We start from the raw sequence: 25,470 nt of genomic DNA, 5'->3' as shown, positions 1-25,470 counted from the left end.
TAAATTATATTCAATTAAAGCTTCTTTTTAAGTACACACTTTAGGGTGATAACTTAAAAAGAAGCTTTTTCTATAGCAAAAATTTTTGAAAACGGGACAAAATTAAATTTATTGACGGTAAGAAATAAAATTCACAGAAATGATACAGATACAATTAAATTCAGTGAGAAAGCGATTGTGGGTTATTGGTTTTCCATTGATTTTAATAAACTAAAGCATAATATTCTTGTGTAATTATAAAATATTATGGAATTATTTTGTACTATTAGGTAAAATAAGAAATGTATTGTGCTAAAAGGACATAAAGTACAATAAAAATCAACTAGAAATTTAGGTTAGTAAATTAGGAGGAACATATGAACAAAAACAAGAAAAGACATCGATTTGATTTCTTACCTAATCGATTAAATAAATATTCTATACGTAAATTTACAAATGGTATCGCTTCAGTATTAATTGGATCAACGATATTGTTAGGTGCAGTAATTGATAAAGAAGCGGATGCAGCGGAACAGCAACCAACACCAGAAGTATATGGACAGACTGATAATAATTACAAAAGCGAATCAAACAAGTCCAATTCAGTACAACATGATGAAGAAAGAACAAACATAATTAATGATAATGACGAGGCTAACTATTCTAATGATAGTGAGATACCAATCCACGATAAATCTAGTGAGTATGACCAAAAGCCTATAAATGAGCAAGATACGTCAAATCATCATGAAACTCATTTGAATCAAAATGCTACTGAAAATCATGTAAAAGAAGAAAGTAAAGAAGTATCAACAGAAGAAGAGCCAATAGAAGACAGAAAAACTGAAGAAAGCACAACCGAAGAAAGTAAAGCTGTAGAAGAAGCAAACAAAGAAAATACAACTGAAAAAAATGATGAAGGCAGCTTAGATTTAGAAAAAGAGAAAGATACATATAAAGATGAAAAAGATAACGGCAAAAAGAAAAATGAATTAGAAAGCCATAATCACCGTATCGAAAATAAAGTAGAAGATAACGTCTATAAAAATAACAAAGAAACAAATTTAGAGTCTAAAAATGAAAATGTTAATAAAGATGATAAAGTTAACACTTCAAGTAGTACCTCTATTGAAAAACCTGAAGATAATGCAACCCGCTCAAATTTAATAAACTCAGTAAATCACTCTTTAAAGCAATTAGATAATGCTAAAAATAACACAGAAAAGCAATCTCTATTAGAAAATTATTACCAAACACATACGAATGCTACAGCTAGTGATGCAAAAAAAGCTATTGAAAAATTAAACATTGATTTTACTAAACAAAATTCAGATCAATTAATCGCATTATTATTAATTGAACTAGCTAATCAAATGGATAAAGATAAAGTACAAGCCAATGTGCCTGCTTCAAAGCGTGCGGAAACAAATAACGAAAGTTTAAGTATTGAAACGAATACTACGAATATTGAAAAAACTTTAGCTAAACCATCTACAAGTAAATTTAGATCTGCAAATACAAGAGCAACGAATGTAGTTAATTATGCAGCTAATCAGAGTGGTAGAAATGTTAACCATTTAGTCTTTGCAAACACTTCATATGAAATACTAGGTGGCGGTAAGAAATACAATCAAGTATTTATGACTATGGATGGTAAGTTGAAAATTAAGATTGACTATACGGTAGATGACTCCGTGGTTGAAGGAGATTATTTTACAGTTGATTTCGGTAAATATATACATCCAGGTACATCAAGAAAACCGTATCGAGTAAATAACATACATGATGCTAATGGGAGAACAATCGCTATTGGATCATATGATAGTGCAACGAATACTGCGAAATATACCTTCACAAATTATGTGGATATTTATAATAATGTGAGAGGATCTTTTAGTTTATTAAGTTGGCCATTTAAAGAATTAGTTACTACTGATAAACAGAGTGTCCCAGTAGGCATTACTGTTGCTGGAGAGGATTATACTCAAAATGTCATATTCAATTATGGTAATAGAACGGTACCAGTTATTTCAGATATAAATTATTTGACGAAGGACTTTGCTGAATTTACAACTTATATAAATCAAAATAGAGCATTTAATACAGGATCAAAAGTTAGGTTAAGTGGCCAAGGATTCAAATTTACATCTCCTGATGAGATTGAGGTTTATAAAGTATTAAATAACTCACAATTCAGAGATAGTTTCTCACCAGATTATGCAAACTTAACGCAAGTTAGAAATCCTAAAATCATTATAAATAGTGATGGATCAGCAACTGTAGACCTGGGGGATATTGGAACACTTGGTTATATAATAAGAAGTAAACCAAACACGCTACCTGATTTTTCGGGGATTGGTGTATTAAAATCAGAATACACATTTACTAATAATAAAAACCAAAGAGACACACGAGCACACGCAAGTAGCATTCAGTTTGTCAGAGCAGAACTTGCTGGATTCGGTGGATTCGGTGGTTATGTATGGTTTGATAAGAATAATGACGGTGTTCAGAATGATTCGAACGCAACTGCAGCTGGCATTACTGTGAATTTACTTGACCCAACTGGTATACGTTTAGCCACAACGACTACTGATATAACAGGACACTACAATTTTGATAATTTAACAAATGGTAATTATCTTGTGGAATTCGTAATGCCAGAAGGATATATTCCTACACAAGCGAACAACACTGTAGATGACAAAGATTCAGATGTAGTTTTTGAGAATGGAAGATACATTGCACACGTTACTATTAAAGATGCTGACAATATGACGATAGATGCTGGTTTAGTTTCTGACACAACTTCGGAATCACTAAGCTTATCTGAGTCGCTAAGCACTTCACAATCATTGAGTTTGAGCCATTCACTATCGCTAAGTGAAAGCGAATCAACAAGTCAGTCACTATCCTTAAGCACAAGTGAATCATTAAGCCAATCACTATCATTGAGTGCTAGTGAGTCATTAAGTGAATCCGAATCATTAAGCGAAAGTGAGTCATTAAGCGAATCTGAGTCGTTAAGTGCCAGTGAATCGTTGAGTACGAGTGAATCATTAAGTGAAAGCGAATCATTAAGCGAGTCAGAGTCATTAAGCGAATCTGAGTCGTTAAGTGCCAGTCAATCATTGAGTGAGAGCGAATCGTTAAGTGAAAGTGAATCATTGAGCATAAGTGAATCAATAAGTGCCAGTGAGTCATTAAGTGAGAGCGAGTCATTAAGTACGAGTGAATCGTTAAGTACGAGTGAGTCATTAAGTGAGAGTGAATCATTAAGTACGAGTGAGTCATTGAGCGAGAGCGAATCATTAAGTGAGAGCGAATCATTAAGCACGAGTGAGTCGTTAAGCACGAGTGAGTCATTAAGTGCCAGCGAATCATTGAGTGAAAGCGAGTCATTGAGTGCCAGTGAATCTTTAAGTGCAAGTGAATCATTGAGCACAAGTGAGTCATTGAGTGAGAGTGAATCGTTGAGTGAGTCTGAATCGTTGAGCGCAAGTGAATCGTTAAGTGAGAGTGAGTCATTGAGCGAGTCCGAATCGTTAAGTGAGAGCGAATCATTGAGTGAAAGCGAGTCGTTAAGTGGATCTGAATCGTTGAGCGCAAGTGAATCAATAAGTGAAAGTGAATCAATAAGTGAGAGTGAATCATTAAGCGCAAGTGAGTCATTAAGTGAGAGTGAATCAATAAGTGAAAGTGAGTCATTAAGTGAGTCCGAATCAATAAGCGCGAGCGAGTCATTAAGCACAAGCGAATCATTAAGCACGAGCGAGTCGTTAAGTGAAAGCGAATCGTTAAGTGAGAGTGAATCATTGAGCACAAGCGAATCATTAAGACAGAGTGAATCGTTAAGCGAGAGTGAGTCATTAAGTGAGAGCGAGTCATTAAGTACGAGTGAATCATTGAGTGCCAGCGAATCGTTGAGTGCTAGTGAGTCATTGAGTGAGAGTGAATCGTTAAGCGAGAGTGAATCAATAAGTGAGAGCGAATCGTTGAGTGAGTCCGAGTCATTAAGCAAAAGCGAATCAATAAGTGAGAGCGAATCATTAAGTGAGAGCGAATCGTTGAGTGAGTCCGAGTCATTAAGCGAAAGCGAATCAATAAGTGAGAGCGAATCGTTGAGTGCAAGTGAATCATTAAGTTCCAGCGAGTCAATAAGTGAGTCTGAATCATTGAGCGAAAGCGAGTCAATAAGTGAAAGCGAATCATTAAGCGCAAGTGAGTCATTAAGTGAGTCCGAATCAATAAGCGCGAGCGAGTCATTAAGTGCCAGTGAGTCATTGAGTGCCAGTGAGTCATTAAGCGCCAGTGAATCATTGAGTGAGAGTGAATCACTGAGTGAGAGCGAGTCATTAAGCGCAAGTGAGTCATTGAGTTTAAGCGAATCATTAAGTGAGAGTGATTCATTAAGCGAAAGCGAATCAATAAGTGAGAGCGAATCGTTGAGTGAGTCAGAGTCATTAAGCGAGTCCGAATCGTTGAGCGAGAGCGAATCATTAAGTGAGAGCGAATCATTAAGTGAGAGCGAATCATTAAGCACGAGTGAATCACTAAGTGAGAGTGAGTCATTAAGTGAGAGTGAGTCATTAAGTGAGAGTGAGTCAATAAGTGAGAGCGAGTCATTGAGTGATAGCGGATCATTGAGCGAGAGCGAATCATTAAGTGAGAGCGAATCATTAAGCACGAGTGAATCACTAAGTGAAAGTGAATCACTAAGTGAGAGCGAGTCATTAAGTACGAGTGAATCATTGAGCGAAAGTGAATTACTGAGTGAGAGCGAATCGTTGAGTGAAAGTGAGTCACTAAGTGAGAGTGAGTCATTGAGCGATAGCGAGTCATTAAGTGAGAGTGAATCATTGAGCACAAGTGAATCATTAAGTGCCAGCGAGTCTTTAAGTGAATCCGAGTCACTTAGTACAAGTGAATCAATAAGTGAAAGCGAATCGTTGGGTGCCAGTGAGTCAATAAGTGAGTACGAATCATTAAATAGACACCTAAATAATGATGGAAACTATGAAAAAGAGAAAGATAAATTACCAGATACAGGTAATGAAGATAAACATAATGGGTTGATACCATTACTTACTGCGCTTGGAGGAATCATACTCCTTAGAAGACGTAGAAATAATGAAATTCAAGATAAATAAAAAAGAGCCTGCACTTTCAAAAATAGAAAGTGCAGGCTCTTATATTAATATTCTAATTTTTTGAACATTTTCAAACCTACTAAGTAGCAAATGACTGAGTACAATAGAGTTGTTAATATCATTAAACCTAGTTTTGTTAGTAAGTCTGAAGGCGTAATCGCATGATCATAACCATTTGGAAATAAATATTTGAGTCCATGAATCATTGGTGCGATAACCATAAACATAAGTAAAACAATAACGCTTAAAATATTAAATCCAGTAGACAATTTCATAGATAACATGACTGAAAAGCATATTGCAATTAAAGTAATGCAGAAAATACCGACGATACATAATATTGTACTGTAATTAGTTTCATGAACATTCGATAAGAAAGCACCGGAAGCATAATCATATTGATGTATATACGTAAAATACAAAATTTCAGAAGACACAAATAATATTACATAATATATTATATACATAGAGAATAAGGCGACTAACTTTGAATTATATAGACGTATTCGGCTGATATCTTTATAAAAGATTAATCTACCAGATTCATATTCTTCAAAAAATAAATAACTGACAAAATATGTCATAAGAATCAATGGTACGGCAAATTGAGATTGTGCAAGTAAAATAACAAAATAAAATTCTAAACCAGAGAGTGAATTCGTCTCTCCTCCAATTTGCATAAAATTGGTAGGTAGTATAAGTGTGATTAAATATAAAAATGGATAAAGTGCTATTGCATAAAAGATAATTGCAGAGTTACGCGAAGATACTGTAGTGAAAATATTTTTAATTAACATATCATCATTTCCTTTCGAACTCATCGAAATATTGATATAAGTTATCTTGTTCATTAATCGTGTTTTCTAAAGTGTAGTATTTAACTAAATAATTTATGATTTCATTATACTCTTCAGAACCTGACTGCATGATAACTGCTTTTTCCTCAATATCTTTTATTGTAGAAAACAAATTGAGAAGTTCCTGACGATGTTCTGGATATATTTGTTCTTTTACTACAATTTTTATCAATTGTTCTTTATTGAAATCAATATTTTGGAGTTTTCCTTCTTTTAAAAGAACAAAGCGATCACAGACTTCTGCTAATTCATTTAATTGATGACTAGAAATAAGTAATGCGGTTCCTTTTTTACTAGCCCAAGTTCTTAACGAGTGAATGAGCGTATTAACACCGTCTGGATCCAGACCAACAAAAGGTTCATCCATAATAGCTATTTCAGGTTCATCAACTAAACACATAGCTAGTGATAAACGTTGTTTCATACCAAAAGAAAAATCTTTTACCTTTTTGCCATATGTATGTGATAAACCTACGAGATCTAATATATTATCGATATTTTTTAAGTACTGCGTTTTATGATTAACTTTTAAATAATAAGTTAAATTCTTTTTAGCTGAAAAGTGTTTGAAATGAACCGTATCAATCATGATACCTACATTTTTAAGTATATTATGATGTTGGAAAATATCTATGCCATTAAAAATATAGCACCTGAAGTAGGTCGTTTTGTTTTAGCAATCATTTTCATAAGTGTTGTTTTACCTGCGCCGTTTTTTCCAATTAAACCTACGACTTCTCCACGGTTTATGGTTAATGAAACACCGTCAATAACATTAAAATCGGCTCCTTTAAAACGTTTATAAAGGTCATCTATTTTTAACATAATGTCCTCCTTTGAATTAATAGAGTTTTAATGAAATTTATATGAATTGTTGATGTTACGCTTATATAAGTTAATTTTAACAACGAAAATGAATTTGTTCAATATAGTAAATAAGTTGTTTTATTAAAAATTTATGTATTCTACTTACGATTTAATTTATATATTTTTAGTTTATAGAAAAAGGGATTTACTAGATTTTTGAAATCGCAATTGACAATGATTTTTAAGGAGAGTATGATAGATAACGGTATAAGGGGTGTACTATTCAAAAGATATGATCTATCCCTCATCAATTTGAATAGTAAACAATAGCCTAAGGTGGATTTCATGCGTTCTTGGGTTTAATTTTAACCTAATAGTACACAGGGTGTACAATTTAAAAATAGGAAGGTAGAAGAAAATGTTTAATGAATTTAAATTTATTTTCAGAAATAAAATGTTAATCATAGCACTTATTGCAATAGCAGCTATCCCGCTATTATATGTTGCTTTATTCGTAGGTTCTATGTGGAGCCCATATGATAAGACAGATCAATTGAAAATTTCAATTGTAAACCAAGATCAAAGTGCAAAGCTAAATGGTGAAAAGGTTACAATAGGTGATGATGTTGTCGACAAATTAAAAGATAACGATAAATTTGATTTTCAAGAAGTTTCAAAAAAAGAGGCATTTAATCAATTAGAAAAAGGTAAAAGTGTAGGAACTATCATTATACCTAAAGATGCCTCTAGTAACGCTACGACATTATTAGATAAAAATCCTAAAAAAATAAATATTGAAACACAAGTCAATCCAGGGTCTAGTTATACTGGTAGTCAATCAGCACAAAAAGCAATTGATACGGTAACAAATTCAATTAAGGATAATATTCGTACCAATTATTTAGATCAATTATTTGCTAGTGCTAAAAAATCACAATCTGGATTCAAGGATACTTCAAATGCATTAGGTGACATGTCTGATGCAGAATCACAATTAATTGATGGTAATCAGCAAGTAACGGATGGATTGAAACAATTAGCACCAACAGTAGGACAACCTGCACAGCAATTAATTTCAGGCAATCAACAAGTCACAGATGGACTTAATCAATTGCAACAAAATAATGATCAATTAAAAGCGCAAATAGACCAATCTGTAGAGCAACAAGACGGCGTTGCTTTTGAAGGTGACAATGAAAAAGCGTTAAATAATGTAACGAAAGTAAATGAAAATAATGCTACAGAAGCCGATAAATATGGTGAAACAATCGTGCCTTATATGGCGAGTGTTAGTTTATTTGTAGGTGCTGTGTCATTTAGTGCAATATACCCACTGAGAAAAATGTTAACTAAAGATGTTACATCACTAAAACAAGCATTCGGTAAGTTATTATTGTATCTCGTACAAGGTGCGGTATCTGCGTTATTGATGAGTAGTTGGGCGATATTTGCACTTAATATGTCTATAGATAACATTGGTAAATTTATCTTAGTCGGATTGCTATGGGCAATTGCAGCAATTACTGTTACGACATTCTTAAGTTTATTATTAGATCGAATTGGTCTATTCATATCTATGGTTTTACTCATATTACAATTAAGTGCGAGTGAAGGTATGTTCCCAATAGAGTTATCAGCACAATTCTTTAGATGGATTCACCCATTCTCTCCAATGTCATATGCGATACAGGGTTATAGAGAAGCCATCTTTACAAATGCAGGACACTTTAACTTTGGATTTGTAGTAGCATTGCTCGTTGGTATTATTGTCATAATGATGATTTTACAATATTTAGTATTACTATGGTTTAACAAAAGACAACGTTTACCATTTTCAATAGAATTTAAATAAGTGCAATACGGAGGTGACTTATTTGGAAAACGTAGATAAAACAATTGAAGAAGCAATTACTAAATTTCAGATAGTTATGTTGCATTTAAATAAAGAGATAGTTGAAATTGTTAAAGAGACAGGTTTAAGTAATTTACTTTCAAGAGAACAAATTGATGCGATGAGAATTATAAAAAATGAAGGCAAAGTAACAATTAATGAATTAGCGGGTTTACAAAATATTTTTAAAACTGCTGCTTCTAAACGCATCGCAAAATTAGAAGAAATGGGCTATGTACAACGCGCTTATTCAGATAATAAACGTATTAAACTGATTATGTTAAGTGACGAAGGTCAAACATTTTTACAGAGAGCGACTGCAGTGATGACCGAAGCAGTAAAAGATCGACTAGGTAATAAATTTACTGCCGAAGAAGTACATCATTTCGTTGAGCAACTTACACATATCGTTAATGCGTTTAAAGCACATAAGTAGTTAATAGATGTACTTGTGGCATTTACAAATGTGCGAATTATAATATAAAAAGTGCCAATTCGATTCTATAGGATATTGGCACTTTTTATTTAACATTTTTTATGAAAATATAAGACATACGTAATTCAGCGAACATTATTATTTGTAAAAAATGGACTTCAATATTAACAATTAGTATAATTACTGTATAATTAAATATTTTTAAAAAGATTGTAGGTAAAGATTATTGTCCTAATAAATTTATTTTAAAAATCACAGGAGGTATATTGTTATGAAAAGAACAATAGAACGTGTACTGACGTGGATTGGTATCGTCTTACAAATACTTGGTGTTGTACTAATGGCTGTTCTAATACCTATGATGGGTAACGGCGAGGTCAAAGAAGCATTCATTAGTCAGATGATGCAAGAAGATAGTAGTTTCACGTATGAAGACGGAAATACGATATTTAGCACTTTTAGTGGTCTTTTGACTACTGGTTTAGTCTTAGGTATTATACTATTAATCATAGCGCTTATAGCAGTATTTTTAATTAGCAAAAAGCCAAAAGTGGCAGGCGTTTTATTAATTATCGCTGGTGTGATTTCATTCTTAGGAAATTGGATAAATGCGGTTTTATGGCTTGTTGCAGGTATTATGTTATTAGTGAGAAAGCCGAAAGAACCAATTTATGACAAAGAAGAAGATGACGATGTAAATCCATATATTAAAGATGGATCTCAAGTGAATGAGCGTAATAACTCATTTATTTTATCTGAAGAGCAAAAAGAAAATGAGCAAGAGACAATAAAGGATGCTTACTCACAATCTAAAGATGATAATAAAACAGATTTAGATAACTTAGATGATCTAGATGAAAGATCAAAAAAATTGAAAGAAGATCCTTATAAGTATTAAATGATACTTTGTTAATCTGTATATCTAAATGGACTGGGTTACTAAATGTAGCCTAGTCTATTTTATAATACATAGATTGCAAACCAATATTTAAAGCAATTATGTATATAAACTTAGAAAAATTGTGATATATTTTAATAAAATGAGATTAAAAGTAGTTAAATATTAAAATGGGGTGAGAAAGATGATGATGGCATTAGGCATGCTATTGCCTGTTTTGGTGGTTGGTTTTATTACTATGTCCATATTGGAAGAAAGAAAAAGAAATCGTAATAAAAAGAAAGATAAATAATTGTTATCAGAGAGAAAAGCTTATGCAGCTTTTTGTGTATATAACGTAAGAACACATATAAGTGAAAATCGAATTTCCAAAGAAAGATTTCATAGTGCCTACGCAACAAGGATGATTAGTCTGTAGGAATGGAAAAGTCGTTTTATAGCGTAGTAGGATTTTAAGGGTAATTAGGCCGAGACATATAAAGATGTTTCGGTCTTTTTTCTTGTGAACTGAAAAATTATAGCAGTATAAAAAATTAAGATATGGCATAAGGATGATGTTATTGAGATGCATAAAATGTTTAACGTGAAACAAAATGATTTTAAATTAATGGTTAAAGTCAAACGATTAATATTCTGATATGATTAATAGTAATATAGGTTAAATAGTAAAGTTATAAAATGCAACTTCAATCATAAATAACTAAAGCGCAACAAAGGGGGATGCTTATGAGTGAAATGTTATATATACTACAGACTGTACTTTTACCTATTTTTATCATGATATTTTTAGGATACATACTGCAAAAGAAATTTACATTAGATTTAAATACATTGGCCAAACTTAATATCTATGTCTTTGTGCCTGGATTTATTTTTGTGAAATTTTACAAGACGCATTTTGCGTTAAGTTTATTGTTTTACATTATCATTTTCTTCGTAATCTATATGTTTGTACTATTTCTTATTGGTAAGTTATTGTCTATGTTCCGTAAAACGGATAAAGGGGAGACAACAACGCTTACAAACAGTCTGATGTTCTTTAATTCGGGTAACTACGGTGTCCCAGTAAATGATTTGGTTTTCAAAGGCGATCCATTAGCAATGTCTGTTCAAGTTATTGTGTTATCTTTGCAGAACATATTCACGTTTTCTTATGGTGTATTTGCGATTCAATCTTTACATATAGGAAAGTTAAAGGCACTTTTAGGTTATTTTAAAATGCCTGTGTTATATGCATTATTACTAGCAATTATATTAAATTACAATCATATACCTATTCCTGAATTTATTTGGACACCAGCGAATTATGTTGCCGATGCTATGATTGCGATTGCGTTATTAATGCTAGGTGCTCAAATATCTAATATCAAATTTAGTTTGAAGTGGTCCAAATCCTATGCGTATGTTTTTATAAGATTGATTATAGGGCCCTTGATTGCCCTTGTTATTATCAAAATCATGGGGATAGAGGGCATCATAGCTCAAACATTATTCATCGCATCAGCAATGCCAACGTCTGTAAATAGTTCAGTTATCGCACAAGAATATGACAATCATCCTGAATTAGCAGCAGAACTTGTCTTTTTATCTACTTTATTAAGTGCCATTACAGTTGTCATCGTGATATACATGTCTAAAATATTATTTTAATAGGAGCAGCTATATCGTGATGTGCTTGCTCATGAAATTAAAAAAAGGTGAATATAAGTGATTAAATTATGATTTTAAGTCACTTATGTTCACCTTTGATTTTATTATATGATTCAAGTATTTAAAATTCTACTACTGTATATTGACGTAATGTCTTTTGAAAAGGTGGCTTGTCAGCTTCACCATTTTTAGATTTTTTATGCATTGCTTTATGCTCTTCAACATGAGAAGGTCTAGCAACCCAATTTTGAAAATCTTTTTTCTCATCCCATTTACTTACAACAACATATTCAACATCATCTGATTTAGATTTTGTCCACACTTCTGATGATTTTAAACCAGCCACATTATGCAACTCGGATTGTGTTTTCTTTACTTTATTATATAGTTGTTGTTCATGTTCCTTGTTAGTCGAAAAAGCAACTTCTGCTACAAACATTACAATCCCTCCTTATAAATTAAATACATATATTATTTTAGCACTAATAAATTTTTCGCTCTAATGAAAATTTCAAAATAAAATTCACGAAGTGTTAATAAACTTTTGACGAATTTGTTAATGTCTATCTTCAGATTTGAAACACAATATATAGTGTTTTATAATTAATGTATATACTATATATAGAAATGAGGGTTAATATGAACAAACTTGAAAAAAATTTAAAGCATCTCATTACGAAAGATCCAACTGTAGTTAATGAAAATGCTAATAAGGATAGTGCTACATTTTCGACTATGAGAGATTTAACAGCAGGTGTAGTGTCTAAGTCGTATGCTTTGGATTATTTATTACCTAAGCATGTCGCTCAAGCCCATGAAGCAGGAGACATTCATTTTCATGATTTAGACTATCATCCATTCCAACCACTCACGAATTGTTGTTTAATTGATGCAGAAAGTATGTTGTCACATGGCTTTCAAATAGGTAATGCGACCGTAACGTCACCGAAATCTATACAGACTGCATCAGCACAATTAGTACAAATTATTGCTAATGTGTCTAGTAGTCAATACGGCGGCTGTACAATAGATCGCGTTGATGAATTGTTGAGTAAATACGCAAAATTTAATGAAATGAAACATCGACAAATTGCAGAAAAATTTGTACATGAGTCAGTCATTGATACATATGTAGATGAGCGAGTAACGCAAGACATTGGGGATGCCATTGAGAGTCTCGAGTATGAAATCAATACGCTATACACTTCGAATGGGCAGACACCTTTTGTTACACTCGGCTTTGGATTAGGAACTGATCGATATAGCCGCAAGATTCAAGAAGCGATATTATCTACTAGAATTAAAGGGTTAGGTAAAGACCGTATTACTGCAATTTTTCCTAAATTAGTTTTTTCAATTAAAAGAGGTGTTAATTTAAATGAGTCAGATCCCAATTATGACATTAAACAGCTCGCTTTAGAATGTTCAACTAAACGCATGTATCCAGATATATTAAACTATGATAAAACAGTGGAACTATTAGGAGATTTTAAAGCACCTATGGGTTGCCGATCATTCTTACCTGCATGGAAAGATAAAGATGGTCATTATGAGAATAATGGCCGCTGTAATCTAGGTGTGGTAACACTGAATGTACCAAGGATTGCTCTGGAATCAAAAGGTGACATGGAAGCTTTTTGGAAAATATTTCATCAGCGTATGGCCATAATGCACGATGCACTGGTTTATCGAATTGAACGTATTGCACAAGCTACGCCAGAGAATGCACCGATTTTATATCAAAACGGGGCATTTAAACACAGATTAAAAGAAACAGATGACATTATGACATTATTTAAAGGGCAACGTGCAACTTTGTCTATAGGATATATTGGGTTATATGAAGCGGCAACGGTATTTTATGGGCCTCATTGGGAAAGTTTATCTAAAGCAAAAGCATTTACATTAGATATATTAAAATCGATGAAAGCATATCAGTTAAAATGGACAGAGCAATACGATATTTGGTTTAGTATCTATAGCACACCAAGTGAATCCTTAACGGATCGTTTTTGTCGACTAGATCGTGAACAATTTGGAGAAATAGCTAATATCACAGATAAAGGTTATTATCAAAATTCATTCCATTATGATGTTAGAAAAGATGTGACGCCTTTTGAGAAAATTGATTTTGAAAAAGATTATCCAGAATATGCGAGTGGTGGTTATATCCATTATTGCGAGTACCCGAAATTAAATCATAATTTAAAGGCATTGGAAGCGGTTTGGGATTATGCTTACGATAAAGTAAGTTATTTAGGCACAAATATCCCAATTGACCATTGCAGAAAATGTGGGTTTGACGGAGATTTTAAAACAACTGCAAAAGGCTATCAGTGTCCGCAATGTGGCAATGATGATCCTAAGTCGGTAGATGTGGTTAAACGTACGTGTGGCTATTTAGGCAATCCTGTTCAACGCCCTACGATAGAAGGTCGCCATAAAGAAATGTGCGCGCGCGTTAAACATTTGAAAGATGCATCAGTATGAATATTTTAAAAATAAGACATGGGCAAGGCCATATCGCTAAAATAGAAGCACAAAGCTTTGTAGATGGTGAAGGTGTGCGTTGCAGTTTATATGTTTCAGGTTGCCCATTTGCCTGTGAAAATTGTTATAATAAAGTGGCTCAAAATTTTAAATACGGTGAGCCATTTCATGAAGACACATTAGAAGAAATTATGGAATACTGTGCGCCAAATTATATTTCAGGACTCAGTATCCTTGGTGGCGAACCTTTTTGTAATGTAGATATCACTTTGAAGTGTGCTCAAACTTTTAGAAAACGTTTTGGAAATACCAAATCATTATGGGTATGGACTGGTTTTTTATTTGAATATTTAGAGCGAGATTCAGCAGAAAGAAAGACATTGCTTGAGCTCATTGACGTCTTAGTAGATGGTCCATTTATTAATCATTTATATAGACCTAATTTACCGTATAAAGGCTCAATGAATCAACGCGTGATCGATGTTCAAGCATCATTGCAAAGGCGCAGGGTGTGTGAGTATATCAAAAGTTAATTATAATATACATGATTTGCTCAAAGGCATTTATGAATCCTCAAAATATAAGTCATCATAATGTAAAGGATTAGATAATGTATGTGTACAGGATTTTCATTTTTATCAAAAAGTAAGCAGGCGATACTTGGTCGAACAATGGACTTTGTTTATCACTTAGAGGGTCAACCTGCAGTACAACCACGTCATTTCTATTGGGAATCGCGTGTCGAATATAAAGGTAAAACACAATATGGCTTCATTGGTGCAGGAAGTGACATGGAAGGATTCTTATTTGGTGATGGGTTAAATGAGCACGGTGTAGGTGTATCGATACAGTATTTTAGAGGCTATGCTTCATATGCGACAGAAGTGCGTGAAGGATATATGAATATCGCTCAAAATGAAGTGATTACATGGGTGCTTGGCTATAATAAAAATATTGATGACTTGATTGAAAATGGTAAGCAAGTAAATGTTGTCGCACACGTGCTTAATGATATTGCTGAAGTCCCACCATTACATTATCATATTACAGATGATACAGGTCGTTCAGTTGAACTTACTTTCCAGGATGGGAAAATTGTAATTAACGAGAATCCAATCGGTGTTTTGACAAATAATCCAGATTTAAATTGGCATTATGAGAATTTAAGAAATTATACAGCTGTCACACCGCATAAACCCGAAGCTAAAAATGTCATGGGCCAATCATTAGGCTCTTTAGGCAATGAAGGTGGTACTTATGGATTGCCTGGTGGTTATACGTCACCGGAACGATTCATTAAAACAGCTTATTTGAAAAATTATTTAATTGGAAGTGAAGATCCAGAATACGATGTGATGGATGCTTTTAAATTATTAGATAGTGTGAGTATACCTAAAGGCGCTGTCTTAGATGAAAACGGCGATATGCATTATACGTTATATCAAACGGTATTTAATTTAACAACTCGCACAATGTACCTCAAGTGGTATGACACAAATCAAATTACCGAATTACAATTAACAGAAGATTTGATTTTAAAAGAAGACATGACAATATTTGAACCAGTCCAAGCATTTGTAACAAATAAATTGAATCATGCATCTTCATAAATATGAATAAAATGGTCTCGTGAATTAAATTTCATGATAGACAGAAGCGGTGCCGAGAACCTATTTCTATTTAGGATTCTTGGCACCGTTTTATTTTTGAAAGTAATAGGTAGATGTGGGATTAAATAGTCAGATTTTGGAATGCAATCATTCAAGTTTTAGATGAAAAAATTGAACAACAATTTAAATAGGGTGTAACGTAAGTGCATTAAATATATTTGAAATATGTTATCTAAATCAAAACACCTAATGCATTTATTTTTAAGATTGTTATTTTCAGCCTTCTTTATAAATCATGTAATTTCTCTTCAATTTCTGTTCTTTGATTTTCCATAAAATCGGGGAGGTTCAGTTTTTTACCTAAATCTTTAATCGCTGTATCTACTGTAAAACCAGGTGCTGCCGTTGCAAATTCAAACATAATGCTATTATGGCGATAGTAAAGGGATTTGAAAAAGTAGCGATCAATGATGCCACTATGATTTCCCGGGTTATGATTGATTGTATCTAACACAGCGTACAAATCTGAATCATTTGGCGTATTGACTGCAATATGATGCACATAACCTTGTCCAGGTCGAGCACGTGAACCTTGTTCTTCAACTAAGACAAAATCCGTATAGAGCCCATCAGAATCTAATGTCAATACAGTTTCATCTACATTTTCTCTTAACGAATAACGTAAGTCATTTTTTAAAAAATGAAGTGTTGGTTGAATGTCGCGTAAGCGCAGTTCCACTGGCCCCATACCTAAAATTTGATATGCTTCTGGAATATCTGTATAAGGATTTTTTCTCCAAGCGTTAGGTGTGTTGCGATGGTTATTTGCAAGTAATAATATTTCTAAACCATCCATATCTTTGAATAACAGCGCATGATGATTTAAATAAGTCATTTGTGTTGTTGTGATATGCTGTTCATTTAAACGACGTTCAAAATAAATCAATGCAGATTCATCGGGAACGAGTAGTGATACGCGATGTATACTGTTCGTACCTGGACGGTTTTTACCTAAATTTGGAATTTCGAAAAAGCTAAGCAATGTGCCTGGTGTACCGATTTCATCTCCATAAAATAAATGGTACATCGTTGGATTATCTTGATTTACAGATTTTTCAACTAGGCGTAGGCCTAATGTCTGTGTGTAAAAATTTTTATTGATTTGTGCACCTTTTGTATACATTGAAATATGATGATGTCCGATAATATTCATAAAAGAGACCTCCAAAAGCAATTTATATCATAATTGCTATAATCATTTCCTTTTAGAACAAAAATAAACTTAATAAGTATAAAAAATATACTAATAGTAATAATATAAATGGATTCATGTGAAGTTGCAAATTTATTACATTTAAAGAAAAAGACAGTGGAATGATAAAAAAGTACGAATCTCGAAGAAATAGAGACGCGTACTTTTTTATATTATTTATTATTTTTGAAGTCTAAATAATATAGACTGAATTCCAAATCATTTTTTAAATGTGATTCTAATAAGGATACTGCTAAATCAATATCTCTGTTAAAAAGCGCAGTAACAATTTCTCGATGTTCTTCAATAAGTCCTGGTCTACGCTTATTTATCACGGTTTGACTAAATAAATAATAGAAAGAAAAATAAAATCAGTTTGGAAAAACTATCAAAACTTACTGGTGTCAGTACATCTTCATTGAATGAGATTGAAAAGGGGAATACCATTCCCTCTATTAATACAGTTTGGAAAATCAGTAACGGGTTAAAACTGTCTTTTAGTAGTTTGATGAGTGAAGCGGAGTCAGATTATGTGCAGGTTAATAAAGAGGATGTTGTACCGGTAACTGAAGATGACGGGAAATATCGTGTGTACCCTTATTTTCCATTTGAAAAAAGTAAATCTTTTGAGTTTTTCTATGTAGAATTAGATCCAGGTGCGACGTTAGACTCAGAACCACACTTATCCGGTTCGGAAGAATCAATTATTATTGTAGATGGACAATTAGAAATGCATTTAGAGAACGAAGTCATTGATTTAGGTAAAGGAGATGCCTTGAGGTTTAAGTCCGATATCACACATAGTTACACCAATCATGGTGAAGACATGACACTCATTTCTATGGTGATTGATTACAAATAACAAAGTAAGCATATAGTGCTAGATATAATGGTACGGTAGAAAATAATATATATGGGGAGCAGAAACATGAAATCTAACGATAAAAGATTTTATGTTTCTGTTTTTTTATATAACAAATTTGTCATCCTTTTTTCATGTGAAAAGCAGGAGGTGAGTGAGATCACAATGCTAAAATAAGGCACTGTGCAGTAAGCCTATTTATTAAATTAGAGAAAAAAGGAGTATGAATTTGAATCAAATAAACACAAGAATTGAAACATTAGATTTTTTGAGAGGATTCGCTTTGATAGGTATTATGCTCGTAAATATTGTAGTCATTGCGAATATCGGTATACCTGAGTCGTCACAAGATATAACATATAAGAAATTTTTAGATTTTTTTATAGAAAGTAAGTTTTTTTCTATTTTTTCATATTTATTTGGTATTGGTTTTTATATTTTTATGCAAAGAGCAGAAGAGAAACCTGGAAATAAATATTTTATATATCTGCGCCGTATTCTGATCCTAGCTATATTTGGATTGATTCATATGCAACTTCAACCAGGAGAAGCATTAGTAGTATACTCAATTTTTGGATTATTGTTGATACCATTTTTTAACCTTAATAAATTTATTAATCTAGTTATTGGCATCCTATTACTGATTATGGTCTTATATCTTGATGCTAAAATTTTGACACCATTACCTTATTTTATTTTAGGGTTAGCTAGTGCGCAATTTGGGATGATTTTTAAATTTAATAGATATAAAATATGGTCAGTCGTTGCTTTGATTTCAGGTATTATTTCAACGATTGGTTGGTACTTATTAGAGAAGGCGTATGTAGTACCGAACTTTAAGTTATTACGACAAAAATCGGAAGTAAGTATTAATTCATTATGCTGAAAATGTAGATCACTATCATCACTTGATTACGATTTTCTCACCGTTTATGAGTATATTTTATGCATCGTGTCTTATTTTATTATTAAATATTTCTTGGGCTAGAAAAGTTTTATCTCCATTAAAGTATTATGGAAGCATGGCATTAACAAACTATATTGGACAAACATTGTTAATTTATTTAGCGATTTCAATATTCAGTGGGAAGGACTGGACGCACGTGGACACTCTATGGATATGTGTATGTGTTTATGTTTTTCAATTATTGATTAGCACCTATTGGTTAAAATATTTTAAGTTAGGTCCTTTAGAATACATTTGGAAAATGGCAACCTATATGAAAAAGATTAAAATAATAAAGTGACAACCAATTAAGCGTCTGGGCCAAAAATAGATGTCTTAGACGCTTTTTGATTTAGGTAGTAGATAACTCTGAATTGAAAATGAAAAGTCTCACTGGTTTAAAGAACTACTTTTTCAATTTATGAAAATCAGTAGTTCTTATGCATAAGCCAAAGCTTATGTATTCTGCATAAAATTCTAGGAGACTTATGCATGAGCTTCAGCTCAGGAAAACTTTTTCCTCCCAGTCATCCTTGCCTTGATTGCATAGATAAGGCTACGACATCTCAATTAAACAATTTGATTTCTCCCTCACTCCCTGTTAAGCATATATTTAATGAATCAGTGAATGTTCTAATAAACAATGTTATATTTTATATTGAAATAGAATCATATTTAAAAATGTTTTTAATACTTGGTATTTGCTAATGATTGGGAGATTTATATGGATATAATTAGCGTATTAATTCTATTTGCAATATTTTTAGGCGGTTTAGTAAGAACATACTTTGGATTTGGAGAAGCGTTAGTTAGTATGCCGTTGCTAACACTTATTGGTTTAGATATACATACTTCAGTTTCGGTTATCGGTTTAGCAGGCATTTTAGTAGCGAGTTTCAATATTTTTTTAGATTTTAAAAATATTGAATATAGGTTATGAGCTACACTATTAATAGGTAGTTTTTTAGGGGTTCCATTAGGTATATGGATTTTAAATTTTGTAAATACAAGTGTGGTTCAATGGTTACTTGGTTTATTTTTATTTTCATATGGAACTTATGCATTTTTGAGAAAGGTTTATTTCAAAAATAAAGCCAAAATGATATTAAAATCAAAGGCATGGGCTGGTCTAACAGGTATCATTTCTGGTGTGCTAGGCAGTCTTTATAATTCACATGGTGTGCCAGTAGTGATATATAGTACTTTAACTGGCTTATCTGTAAAAACATTAAGCAGCACCATACAAGTTCATTTTTTAATAACAGCCATTTTAGTTGTTATCGGACAGGGTACAGGTGATATTTGGACAAGTGCTACATTACCCTTTATTTTTCTTAGCATGTCCGTTTTTACTTATTTCAGTGTTAATTGGTAAATATTGCAAACGCCACACATTAGATTATCATTTTGATAAATGGCTATATTTATTTATCGCATTTTTAGGATTGTTACTTATTTTTGCTCATTAAAAACCCTGCTTTCACATCATAGCGAAAGCAGGGTTTATTATATATTATTATACGTTTTTACCAGTATACGCATTGATTCTTTTATTTAATAAAACAAAGAATAATATAAAAGCAAGCGTAATCATAATATGACCCAACCCAGCAATGCCAGCGATAGCAGGACTTACATTAAAATCTTTCATAGCCGCGATGCCATTTATAAATTGCATCGTAACCGTAATTAATACACCTAAATGGAAAATATAAAAGAAATAGTTAAATAATTGTCTGTTTGAGGTTAACTTTAATTGAAATTCGATAATCATAAATATTAAGAACATGATGGTGCCTAATACTAATAAATGCGTATGTGTGATGTTCAATTGTGAGTATCCGCTAAAGTTTTCTGCTTTTGACATTTCGCGGTAAAATAGCCCACTGAGTAAACCTAATAAAGTATAAAAAGCAGAACTGTACATTAATTTTTTCATAAATGTGTACCTCCAATTTGTTAATAATTACAATATAAAGTTAATTTATGAACACAATATGAACAATTTAGAAAAAAGACATAACAAAGGTCATATTTATCTAATATCATGTCATTTTGCTTATATACATTACAGAGTTCTTTGTATTAAGGACTGAGTACCTATTAAAGAAACAAAAGCGAGACGGGACAATCATTTCAAATGGTTTGTTCCGTCTCGCTCATGTTAATTAAAGTTGAATATTAAAAGTGCTATTATTTATTTTTGTTGCGCAAGGAGTAGGTGGTATATCGTGTCTAAAATAGGTGTATTTAAATGATGTTTTCTTGCTTTATAGAATAGATAGCCTTGAATACCATCAATTTCTAAGGATCTGCCATCAACTATATCATAGTACATGCTTGTGCCCATTTCAGCAGGGTAGCCATCATAAATATTAAGTATTGTATTTACAATGTTTGGTTCAAAGTGTACGTGTTCAGCTTTGGCGATGTTAATGCCTTCTAAGAGTAATTGTTCACAGAGTTTTTTTATCCCTGGTACTTCTAATACTGATGCATTAGAACGAGTTAAGGCTGTAACACTATTAATTGCTAAGTTTACGAGTAACTTGTACCAAATAGCGTTATCGATATCAGTGGTAAGTTCAATATTAAGAGAAGAATTGGATATACATTGATGCAATGCTTGCGTATGTGCATTTTGGTCTAATATTAATTTGTGATCACGATAATGTGTGATGGTATTCCCTGTTTTTTGGCCACTAATATATACGACAGCTTGATATACATAAGGATGATCAAATTTGTGTAATTGGCCGTGTCCATTTTGTGCGAGGATAATTATCGTATTTTTATGTAATAAATGTTGATACGATGTTAAAACGGTATCCAGTTGGGGAATTTTGACAGTGATAAATAAGAAGTCTACGGTTTCATGGTATTCATTAAGTGCGCACACGTCTAGTTGATACTTAGTGTCAAGAGCATTATTTGAATAATAGTGAAGCGTTTCATTGCGGCGACCAAGTAATTTTACATTTAATGAGGCGTCTCTTAAATCAAATGCAATGGTACTTCCTACTGCACCAGGACCTATAATTGCGACATTGTTCATATTATTTTATTTCCTTTTCTAAAAAGATTGGTTAATATATGGATAACAATGTAAATATATCAAAATGTGGAGTTGATTTTAAATGAAAACTTTAAATCAGTTACAAGATTTAAAAGTGAATAAAGAAAAAATTTCAATGGTGACAGCATATGATTATCCAAGTGCGAAGCAAGTCGAAGCGGCTGATATAGACATCATTTTAGTTGGTGATTCATTAGGAATGACGGTATTAGGTTATGATAGTACAGTTCAGGTTACTGTAGCAGATATGATCCATCATACAAAAGCAGTTAGAAGAGGTGCACCTAATACATATTTGATCGTGGATGTACCTTTCGGGGCAGTAGGTGTCAATGATCAATATGATTTAGAAATAGCGGTAAAACTATATAAAGAAACAGATGCCAATGCAATCAAAGCAGAAGGTGCACATTTAACTCAATATATAAAAAATTGTAGCAATATGGGTATTCCAGTTGTGTCACATTTGGGATTAACACCACAAAGTGTTGGTATTATGGGATATAAAATGCAAGCTGGTAATAAAGAAGCTGCACGACAACTTATTGAAGATGCCTATGCTGTGCAACAAGCGGGCGCTGTGATGTTAGTTCTTGAAGCAGTCCCAAGCGATTTAGCTGCAGAAATTTCAGATAAACTAGATATTCCTGTTATCGGTATTGGGGCAGGAAAAGAAACAGACGGACAAGTATTGGTTTATCATGATTTATTAAATTATGCTGTAGAACATAGAGCGAAATTTGTTAAACAATTTGGTGATTTCTCAGTGGGCATTGATGCATTAAAGCAATATAACAATGAGGTGAAAGCGGAACAATTTCCTGGTGAGGCCCATACCTATAAAAAGCAAATTATGAATGAGGTTACAGAATGACACAGTTAATTACAACAATAGAAGAAATGAGAAGTATTATAGCAAACCTTCATAATCAGCGTCGTTCAGTTGGGTTTATTCCTACCATGGGGGCATTGCATGACGGGCATTTAAAGATGATGTCATTATCATTGAATGAAAATGATGTGACGATTATTAGTATATTTGTCAATCCATTACAGTTTGGTCCGAACGAAGATTTAGATTCTTACCCACGTGATATTGTAGGTGATACTGCAAAAGCTGAATCTGTAGGCGTGGATTATATCTTTCATCCAACTGTTAAAGAAATGTATCCAGAATTACCGACAATTGAATTAAAAGCAGGCCGACTTGCATCCGTTTTGGAAGGTGCTGAACGTCCAGGACATTTTGATGGTGTGGTAACGGTTGTTAATAAATTATTTAATATTGTACGTCCGCATAAAGCATATTTTGGTAAAAAAGATGCACAGCAGTTGGCAATAGTAGAAAAAATGGTAGAGGACTTCAATCATCCAATTGAAATCAAAGGTGTAGATATTGTTAGAGAGGATGATGGATTAGCGAAAAGCTCGCGTAATATCTATCTTACTAAAAATGAACGTATAGAAGCGGTTCACCTGTATAAAAGTTTATGTCTAGCACAATCGCTTTATAAAAATGGAGAGCGTAATAGCGAAAAAATTATCAAAGCGACACGGGACTACTTAACAGAACATACAAGTGGAACGATAGAAACAGTTGCAATATATAGTTATCCAGAACTTGTCGAGCAAACACAAATCAAAGACAGCATTTTTATTTCACTCGCTGTCAAATTTAGTAAAGCGCGCTTAATTGACAATATTATTATTGAAGGATAATAACGCTATTTAATCTTGAATAAATATAAATGTTATGATTTATAGTATTGCAATATAGATTTTACATTTATAGATGGTTGTTTTATCATTAATATGGAAGATTCTTATCAAGGAAAATAGTTTTATGATAATAATAGGTAGTATAGGGTATAGATAAATTATACGTAAAATAGTTACTATATGAATATACATCGCTATTAATTATTATAAATGACTTATTGAAAAGTAAATACGAAAGGTGGAAAAATGATGAGTGAAAAGAATTCTAAAGACGTTATTTTAATTGGTGCTGGTGTTTTAAGTACGACATTTGGGACATTATTAAAAGAACTTGCACCAGATTGGAATATTAAACTTTTTGAAAGACTCGACAAACCTGCAATTGAAAGTTCTAATGAACGCCATAATGCAGGTACTGGACATGCTGCACTATGTGAATTAAATTACACGGTAGAGCAAAAAGATGGTTCAATTGATGTTGAAAAAGCGAAAGAAATTAATGAACAATTCGAGATTTCAAAACAATTTTGGTCTCATTTAGTGAAAAGTAAACAAATTCAAAATCCGCAAGCCTTTATTAGACCATTACCTCATATTAGCTTTGTTCAAGGTGATAAAAACGTAAACTTTTTAAAAAGACGTTTTGAAGCATTATCTCCTTTATCAATGTTTAAAGGTATCGAATATACAGAAGATCATGAAAAATTAAAAGTGTGGATGCCACTAATGATGGAAGGTCGCGATCCAAATGAAACCGTAGCGGCTAGTAAAATTGATGAAGGTACGGATGTTAACTTCGGTGAATTGACTAGAAAAATGGCTAAAAATTTAAGTGAACATGACAATGCAGAACTTTTCTATCGTCATGAAGTACAAGATTTTAGTCGTCGTAAAGATGGTAAATGGGAAGTTAAAATTAAAGACCTTAAAACGAAAAAAGTAGAACATCATATTACAGACTACTTATTTATTGGAGCTGGCGGTGCAGCGATTCCATTATTACAAAAAACAGGTATACCAGAAAGTAAACATTTAGGCGGTTTCCCAATCACGGGAGAATTCTTAGTATGTAATAATCCTGAAGTTGTAGCTAAGCACGAAGTTAAAGCTTATGGTAAAGAACCTGAAGGTACACCACCAATGACTGTACCTCACTTAGATAGACGTTATATTCAAGATGAAAATTCATTACTATTTGGACCATTCGCAGCAATTGGACCAAAATTCCTGAAAAATGGTTCAAACTTAGATTTATTCAAATCTATCAATCCAAGTAATGTTATAACGATGTTATCAGCTGCAGCGAAAAACTTCCCATTAATTAAATATTCAATCCAAGAAGTGTTAGCTAAAAAAGAAGACCGTATGAAAGAATTACGTCGCTTTGTTCCAGATGCTAAAGATGAGGATTGGGATATTATGCAAGCAGGTAAACGTGTTCAGGTTATAAAAGATACTAAGGAACACGGCAGAGGCTTTATCCAATTTGGTACAGAAGTAGTTAATTCAAAAGATCACTCTGTGATTGCTTTATTAGGTGAATCTCCTGGTGCGTCTACATCAGTGTCAGTTGCTTTAGAAGTTATTGAGAAAAACTTCCCAGAACAACTTAAACAATGGGAGCCTAAACTAAAAGAAATCATTCCATCTTATGGTCAATCATTAATTGAGGACTATGCTTTATTGAAACAAATACGTCAAGCAAGTAATGCTGAATTAGAATTAAATCATAAATAGTCAAAAATATACCCCTTGGTGCGCTGTGGCATCAAGGGGATTTTTTGTGGCCTGAAGTAAAGATTTATAAATGAACACATGGTCTAATAGTCAATATAGAAAAATCCCCC

The 25,470-nt window shown here is 32.7% G+C and carries 23 protein-coding genes and 1 pseudogene; 16 read left to right on the top strand and 8 right to left on the bottom strand.

Annotation, left to right across the window (positions count from 1 at the left end):
* Positions 1-356 precede the first annotated feature (356 nt).
* A pseudogene (locus L987_RS13330) lies at positions 357-4,538 on the top strand (SdrD B-like domain-containing protein); the annotation flags it as partial.
* Between the two features lie 635 nt (positions 4,539-5,173).
* On the opposite strand, the gene L987_RS11810 reads toward L987_RS13330, so the two are convergent.
* The 3 genes from L987_RS11810 to L987_RS14315 are packed head-to-tail and all read right to left on the bottom strand — an operon-like array spanning position 5,174 to position 6,811.
* Entirely contained in the window at positions 5,174-5,926 is a 753-nt protein-coding gene (locus tag L987_RS11810; RefSeq protein ID WP_047504862.1) for an amino acid transporter, read from the bottom strand.
* Between the two features lie 4 nt (positions 5,927-5,930).
* A complete protein-coding gene (locus tag L987_RS11805; protein ID WP_250644996.1) occupies positions 5,931-6,575 on the bottom strand; it encodes an ATP-binding cassette domain-containing protein in 645 nt (214 codons plus the stop codon).
* Positions 6,576-6,616: 41 nt separating this feature from the next.
* A complete protein-coding gene (locus L987_RS14315) occupies positions 6,617-6,811 on the bottom strand; it encodes an ATP-binding cassette domain-containing protein (RefSeq protein WP_251465530.1) in 195 nt (64 codons plus the stop codon).
* Positions 6,812-7,211: 400 nt separating this feature from the next.
* Between L987_RS14315 and L987_RS11800 the strand changes: the two genes are divergently transcribed.
* The 4 genes from L987_RS11800 (at position 7,212) to L987_RS11785 (ending at position 11,668) form a co-directional block, all read left to right on the top strand.
* Entirely contained in the window at positions 7,212-8,645 is a 1,434-nt protein-coding gene (locus L987_RS11800) for a YhgE/Pip family protein (RefSeq protein ID WP_047504860.1), read from the top strand.
* 22 nt (positions 8,646-8,667) lie between these two features.
* Positions 8,668-9,120: a MarR family winged helix-turn-helix transcriptional regulator gene (locus L987_RS11795; RefSeq protein WP_047504855.1), complete on the top strand. Its 453-nt coding sequence runs from the start codon at positions 8,668-8,670 to the stop codon at positions 9,118-9,120.
* 271 nt (positions 9,121-9,391) lie between these two features.
* Positions 9,392-10,018, top strand: a complete 627-nt coding sequence (locus L987_RS11790; RefSeq protein ID WP_011302138.1) for a DUF4064 domain-containing protein — start codon at positions 9,392-9,394, stop codon at positions 10,016-10,018.
* 726 nt (positions 10,019-10,744) lie between these two features.
* Complete coding sequence (locus L987_RS11785; RefSeq protein WP_011302140.1) at positions 10,745-11,668, top strand: AEC family transporter; 924 nt, start codon at positions 10,745-10,747, stop codon at positions 11,666-11,668.
* A 121-nt stretch (positions 11,669-11,789) separates the two neighbouring features.
* Here the strand turns inward: L987_RS11785 and L987_RS11780 are convergent, their stop codons facing one another.
* The gene (locus tag L987_RS11780) at positions 11,790-12,107 is read right to left on the bottom strand and encodes an antibiotic biosynthesis monooxygenase family protein (protein WP_011302141.1); all 318 of its coding nucleotides are present in this window, start codon (positions 12,105-12,107) and stop codon (positions 11,790-11,792) included.
* A gap of 200 nt (positions 12,108-12,307) precedes the next feature.
* On the opposite strand from L987_RS11780, the gene nrdD reads away from it, so the two are divergent.
* The 3 genes from nrdD (at position 12,308) to L987_RS11765 (ending at position 15,768) form a co-directional block, all read left to right on the top strand.
* Positions 12,308-14,158 carry an anaerobic ribonucleoside-triphosphate reductase gene (gene nrdD, locus L987_RS11775; RefSeq protein ID WP_047504853.1) on the top strand — a complete coding sequence of 617 codons (1,851 nt, stop codon included), beginning with the start codon at positions 12,308-12,310 and terminating at the stop codon, positions 14,156-14,158.
* Positions 14,155-14,691 (top strand): anaerobic ribonucleoside-triphosphate reductase activating protein, encoded by a 537-nt coding sequence (nrdG, locus tag L987_RS11770; protein WP_047504847.1) that lies wholly within the window; start codon positions 14,155-14,157, stop codon positions 14,689-14,691. The genes nrdD and nrdG overlap by 4 nt, the downstream gene beginning before the upstream one ends.
* Before the next feature lie 81 nt (positions 14,692-14,772).
* Positions 14,773-15,768: a choloylglycine hydrolase family protein gene (locus tag L987_RS11765; protein ID WP_047504845.1), complete on the top strand. Its 996-nt coding sequence runs from the start codon at positions 14,773-14,775 to the stop codon at positions 15,766-15,768.
* Between the two features lie 286 nt (positions 15,769-16,054).
* Here L987_RS11765 and L987_RS11760 read toward each other — a convergent pair whose 3' ends face one another.
* Positions 16,055-16,981: a VOC family protein gene (locus tag L987_RS11760; protein ID WP_047504841.1), complete on the bottom strand. Its 927-nt coding sequence runs from the start codon at positions 16,979-16,981 to the stop codon at positions 16,055-16,057.
* A gap of 212 nt (positions 16,982-17,193) precedes the next feature.
* Positions 17,194-17,355 (bottom strand): FCD domain-containing protein, encoded by a 162-nt coding sequence (locus tag L987_RS13790; RefSeq protein ID WP_107607408.1) that lies wholly within the window; start codon positions 17,353-17,355, stop codon positions 17,194-17,196.
* 41 nt (positions 17,356-17,396) lie between these two features.
* Here L987_RS13790 and L987_RS11755 point away from each other — a divergent pair, with 41 nt between their 5' ends.
* From L987_RS11755 to L987_RS14215, 5 genes are all read left to right on the top strand, one after another.
* Complete coding sequence (locus tag L987_RS11755) at positions 17,397-17,882, top strand: helix-turn-helix domain-containing protein (protein ID WP_011302146.1); 486 nt, start codon at positions 17,397-17,399, stop codon at positions 17,880-17,882.
* A gap of 229 nt (positions 17,883-18,111) precedes the next feature.
* Positions 18,112-18,768: a heparan-alpha-glucosaminide N-acetyltransferase domain-containing protein gene (locus tag L987_RS14230; protein ID WP_231558596.1), complete on the top strand. Its 657-nt coding sequence runs from the start codon at positions 18,112-18,114 to the stop codon at positions 18,766-18,768.
* 46 nt (positions 18,769-18,814) lie between these two features.
* Positions 18,815-19,129 (top strand): DUF418 domain-containing protein, encoded by a 315-nt coding sequence (locus L987_RS14225; RefSeq protein WP_231558599.1) that lies wholly within the window; start codon positions 18,815-18,817, stop codon positions 19,127-19,129.
* A gap of 423 nt (positions 19,130-19,552) precedes the next feature.
* On the top strand, positions 19,553-19,768 hold the full coding sequence (locus L987_RS14220) for a hypothetical protein (protein WP_231558595.1): 216 nt from the start codon (positions 19,553-19,555) through the stop codon (positions 19,766-19,768).
* A gap of 12 nt (positions 19,769-19,780) precedes the next feature.
* Positions 19,781-20,203, top strand: coding sequence for a sulfite exporter TauE/SafE family protein (locus L987_RS14215; RefSeq protein WP_270892861.1), 423 nt, complete (start codon positions 19,781-19,783; stop codon positions 20,201-20,203).
* A 141-nt stretch (positions 20,204-20,344) separates the two neighbouring features.
* Here L987_RS14215 and L987_RS11735 read toward each other — a convergent pair whose 3' ends face one another.
* Positions 20,345-20,767, bottom strand: a complete 423-nt coding sequence (locus L987_RS11735) for a DUF2871 domain-containing protein (RefSeq protein WP_011302150.1) — start codon at positions 20,765-20,767, stop codon at positions 20,345-20,347.
* A gap of 258 nt (positions 20,768-21,025) precedes the next feature.
* Complete coding sequence (locus tag L987_RS11730) at positions 21,026-21,883, bottom strand: oxidoreductase (RefSeq protein WP_047504833.1); 858 nt, start codon at positions 21,881-21,883, stop codon at positions 21,026-21,028.
* A gap of 82 nt (positions 21,884-21,965) precedes the next feature.
* Here L987_RS11730 and panB point away from each other — a divergent pair, with 82 nt between their 5' ends.
* From panB to mqo, 3 genes are all read left to right on the top strand, one after another.
* The gene (gene panB, locus L987_RS11725; protein WP_011302152.1) at positions 21,966-22,778 is read left to right on the top strand and encodes a 3-methyl-2-oxobutanoate hydroxymethyltransferase; all 813 of its coding nucleotides are present in this window, start codon (positions 21,966-21,968) and stop codon (positions 22,776-22,778) included.
* Positions 22,775-23,623 carry a pantoate--beta-alanine ligase gene (gene panC, locus L987_RS11720; protein ID WP_011302153.1) on the top strand — a complete coding sequence of 283 codons (849 nt, stop codon included), beginning with the start codon at positions 22,775-22,777 and terminating at the stop codon, positions 23,621-23,623. The genes panB and panC overlap by 4 nt, the downstream gene beginning before the upstream one ends.
* Before the next feature lie 249 nt (positions 23,624-23,872).
* Positions 23,873-25,360: a malate dehydrogenase (quinone) gene (gene mqo / locus L987_RS11715; RefSeq protein ID WP_011302154.1), complete on the top strand. Its 1,488-nt coding sequence runs from the start codon at positions 23,873-23,875 to the stop codon at positions 25,358-25,360.
* The last annotated feature ends 110 nt before the right edge of the window (positions 25,361-25,470 follow it).

The sequence above is a fragment of the Staphylococcus sp. ZWU0021 genome (assembly GCF_000798895.1).
Classification (GTDB): Bacteria; Bacillota; Bacilli; order Staphylococcales; family Staphylococcaceae; genus Staphylococcus; species Staphylococcus saprophyticus.
This window is presented reverse-complemented; position numbering and strand designations above follow the sequence as displayed.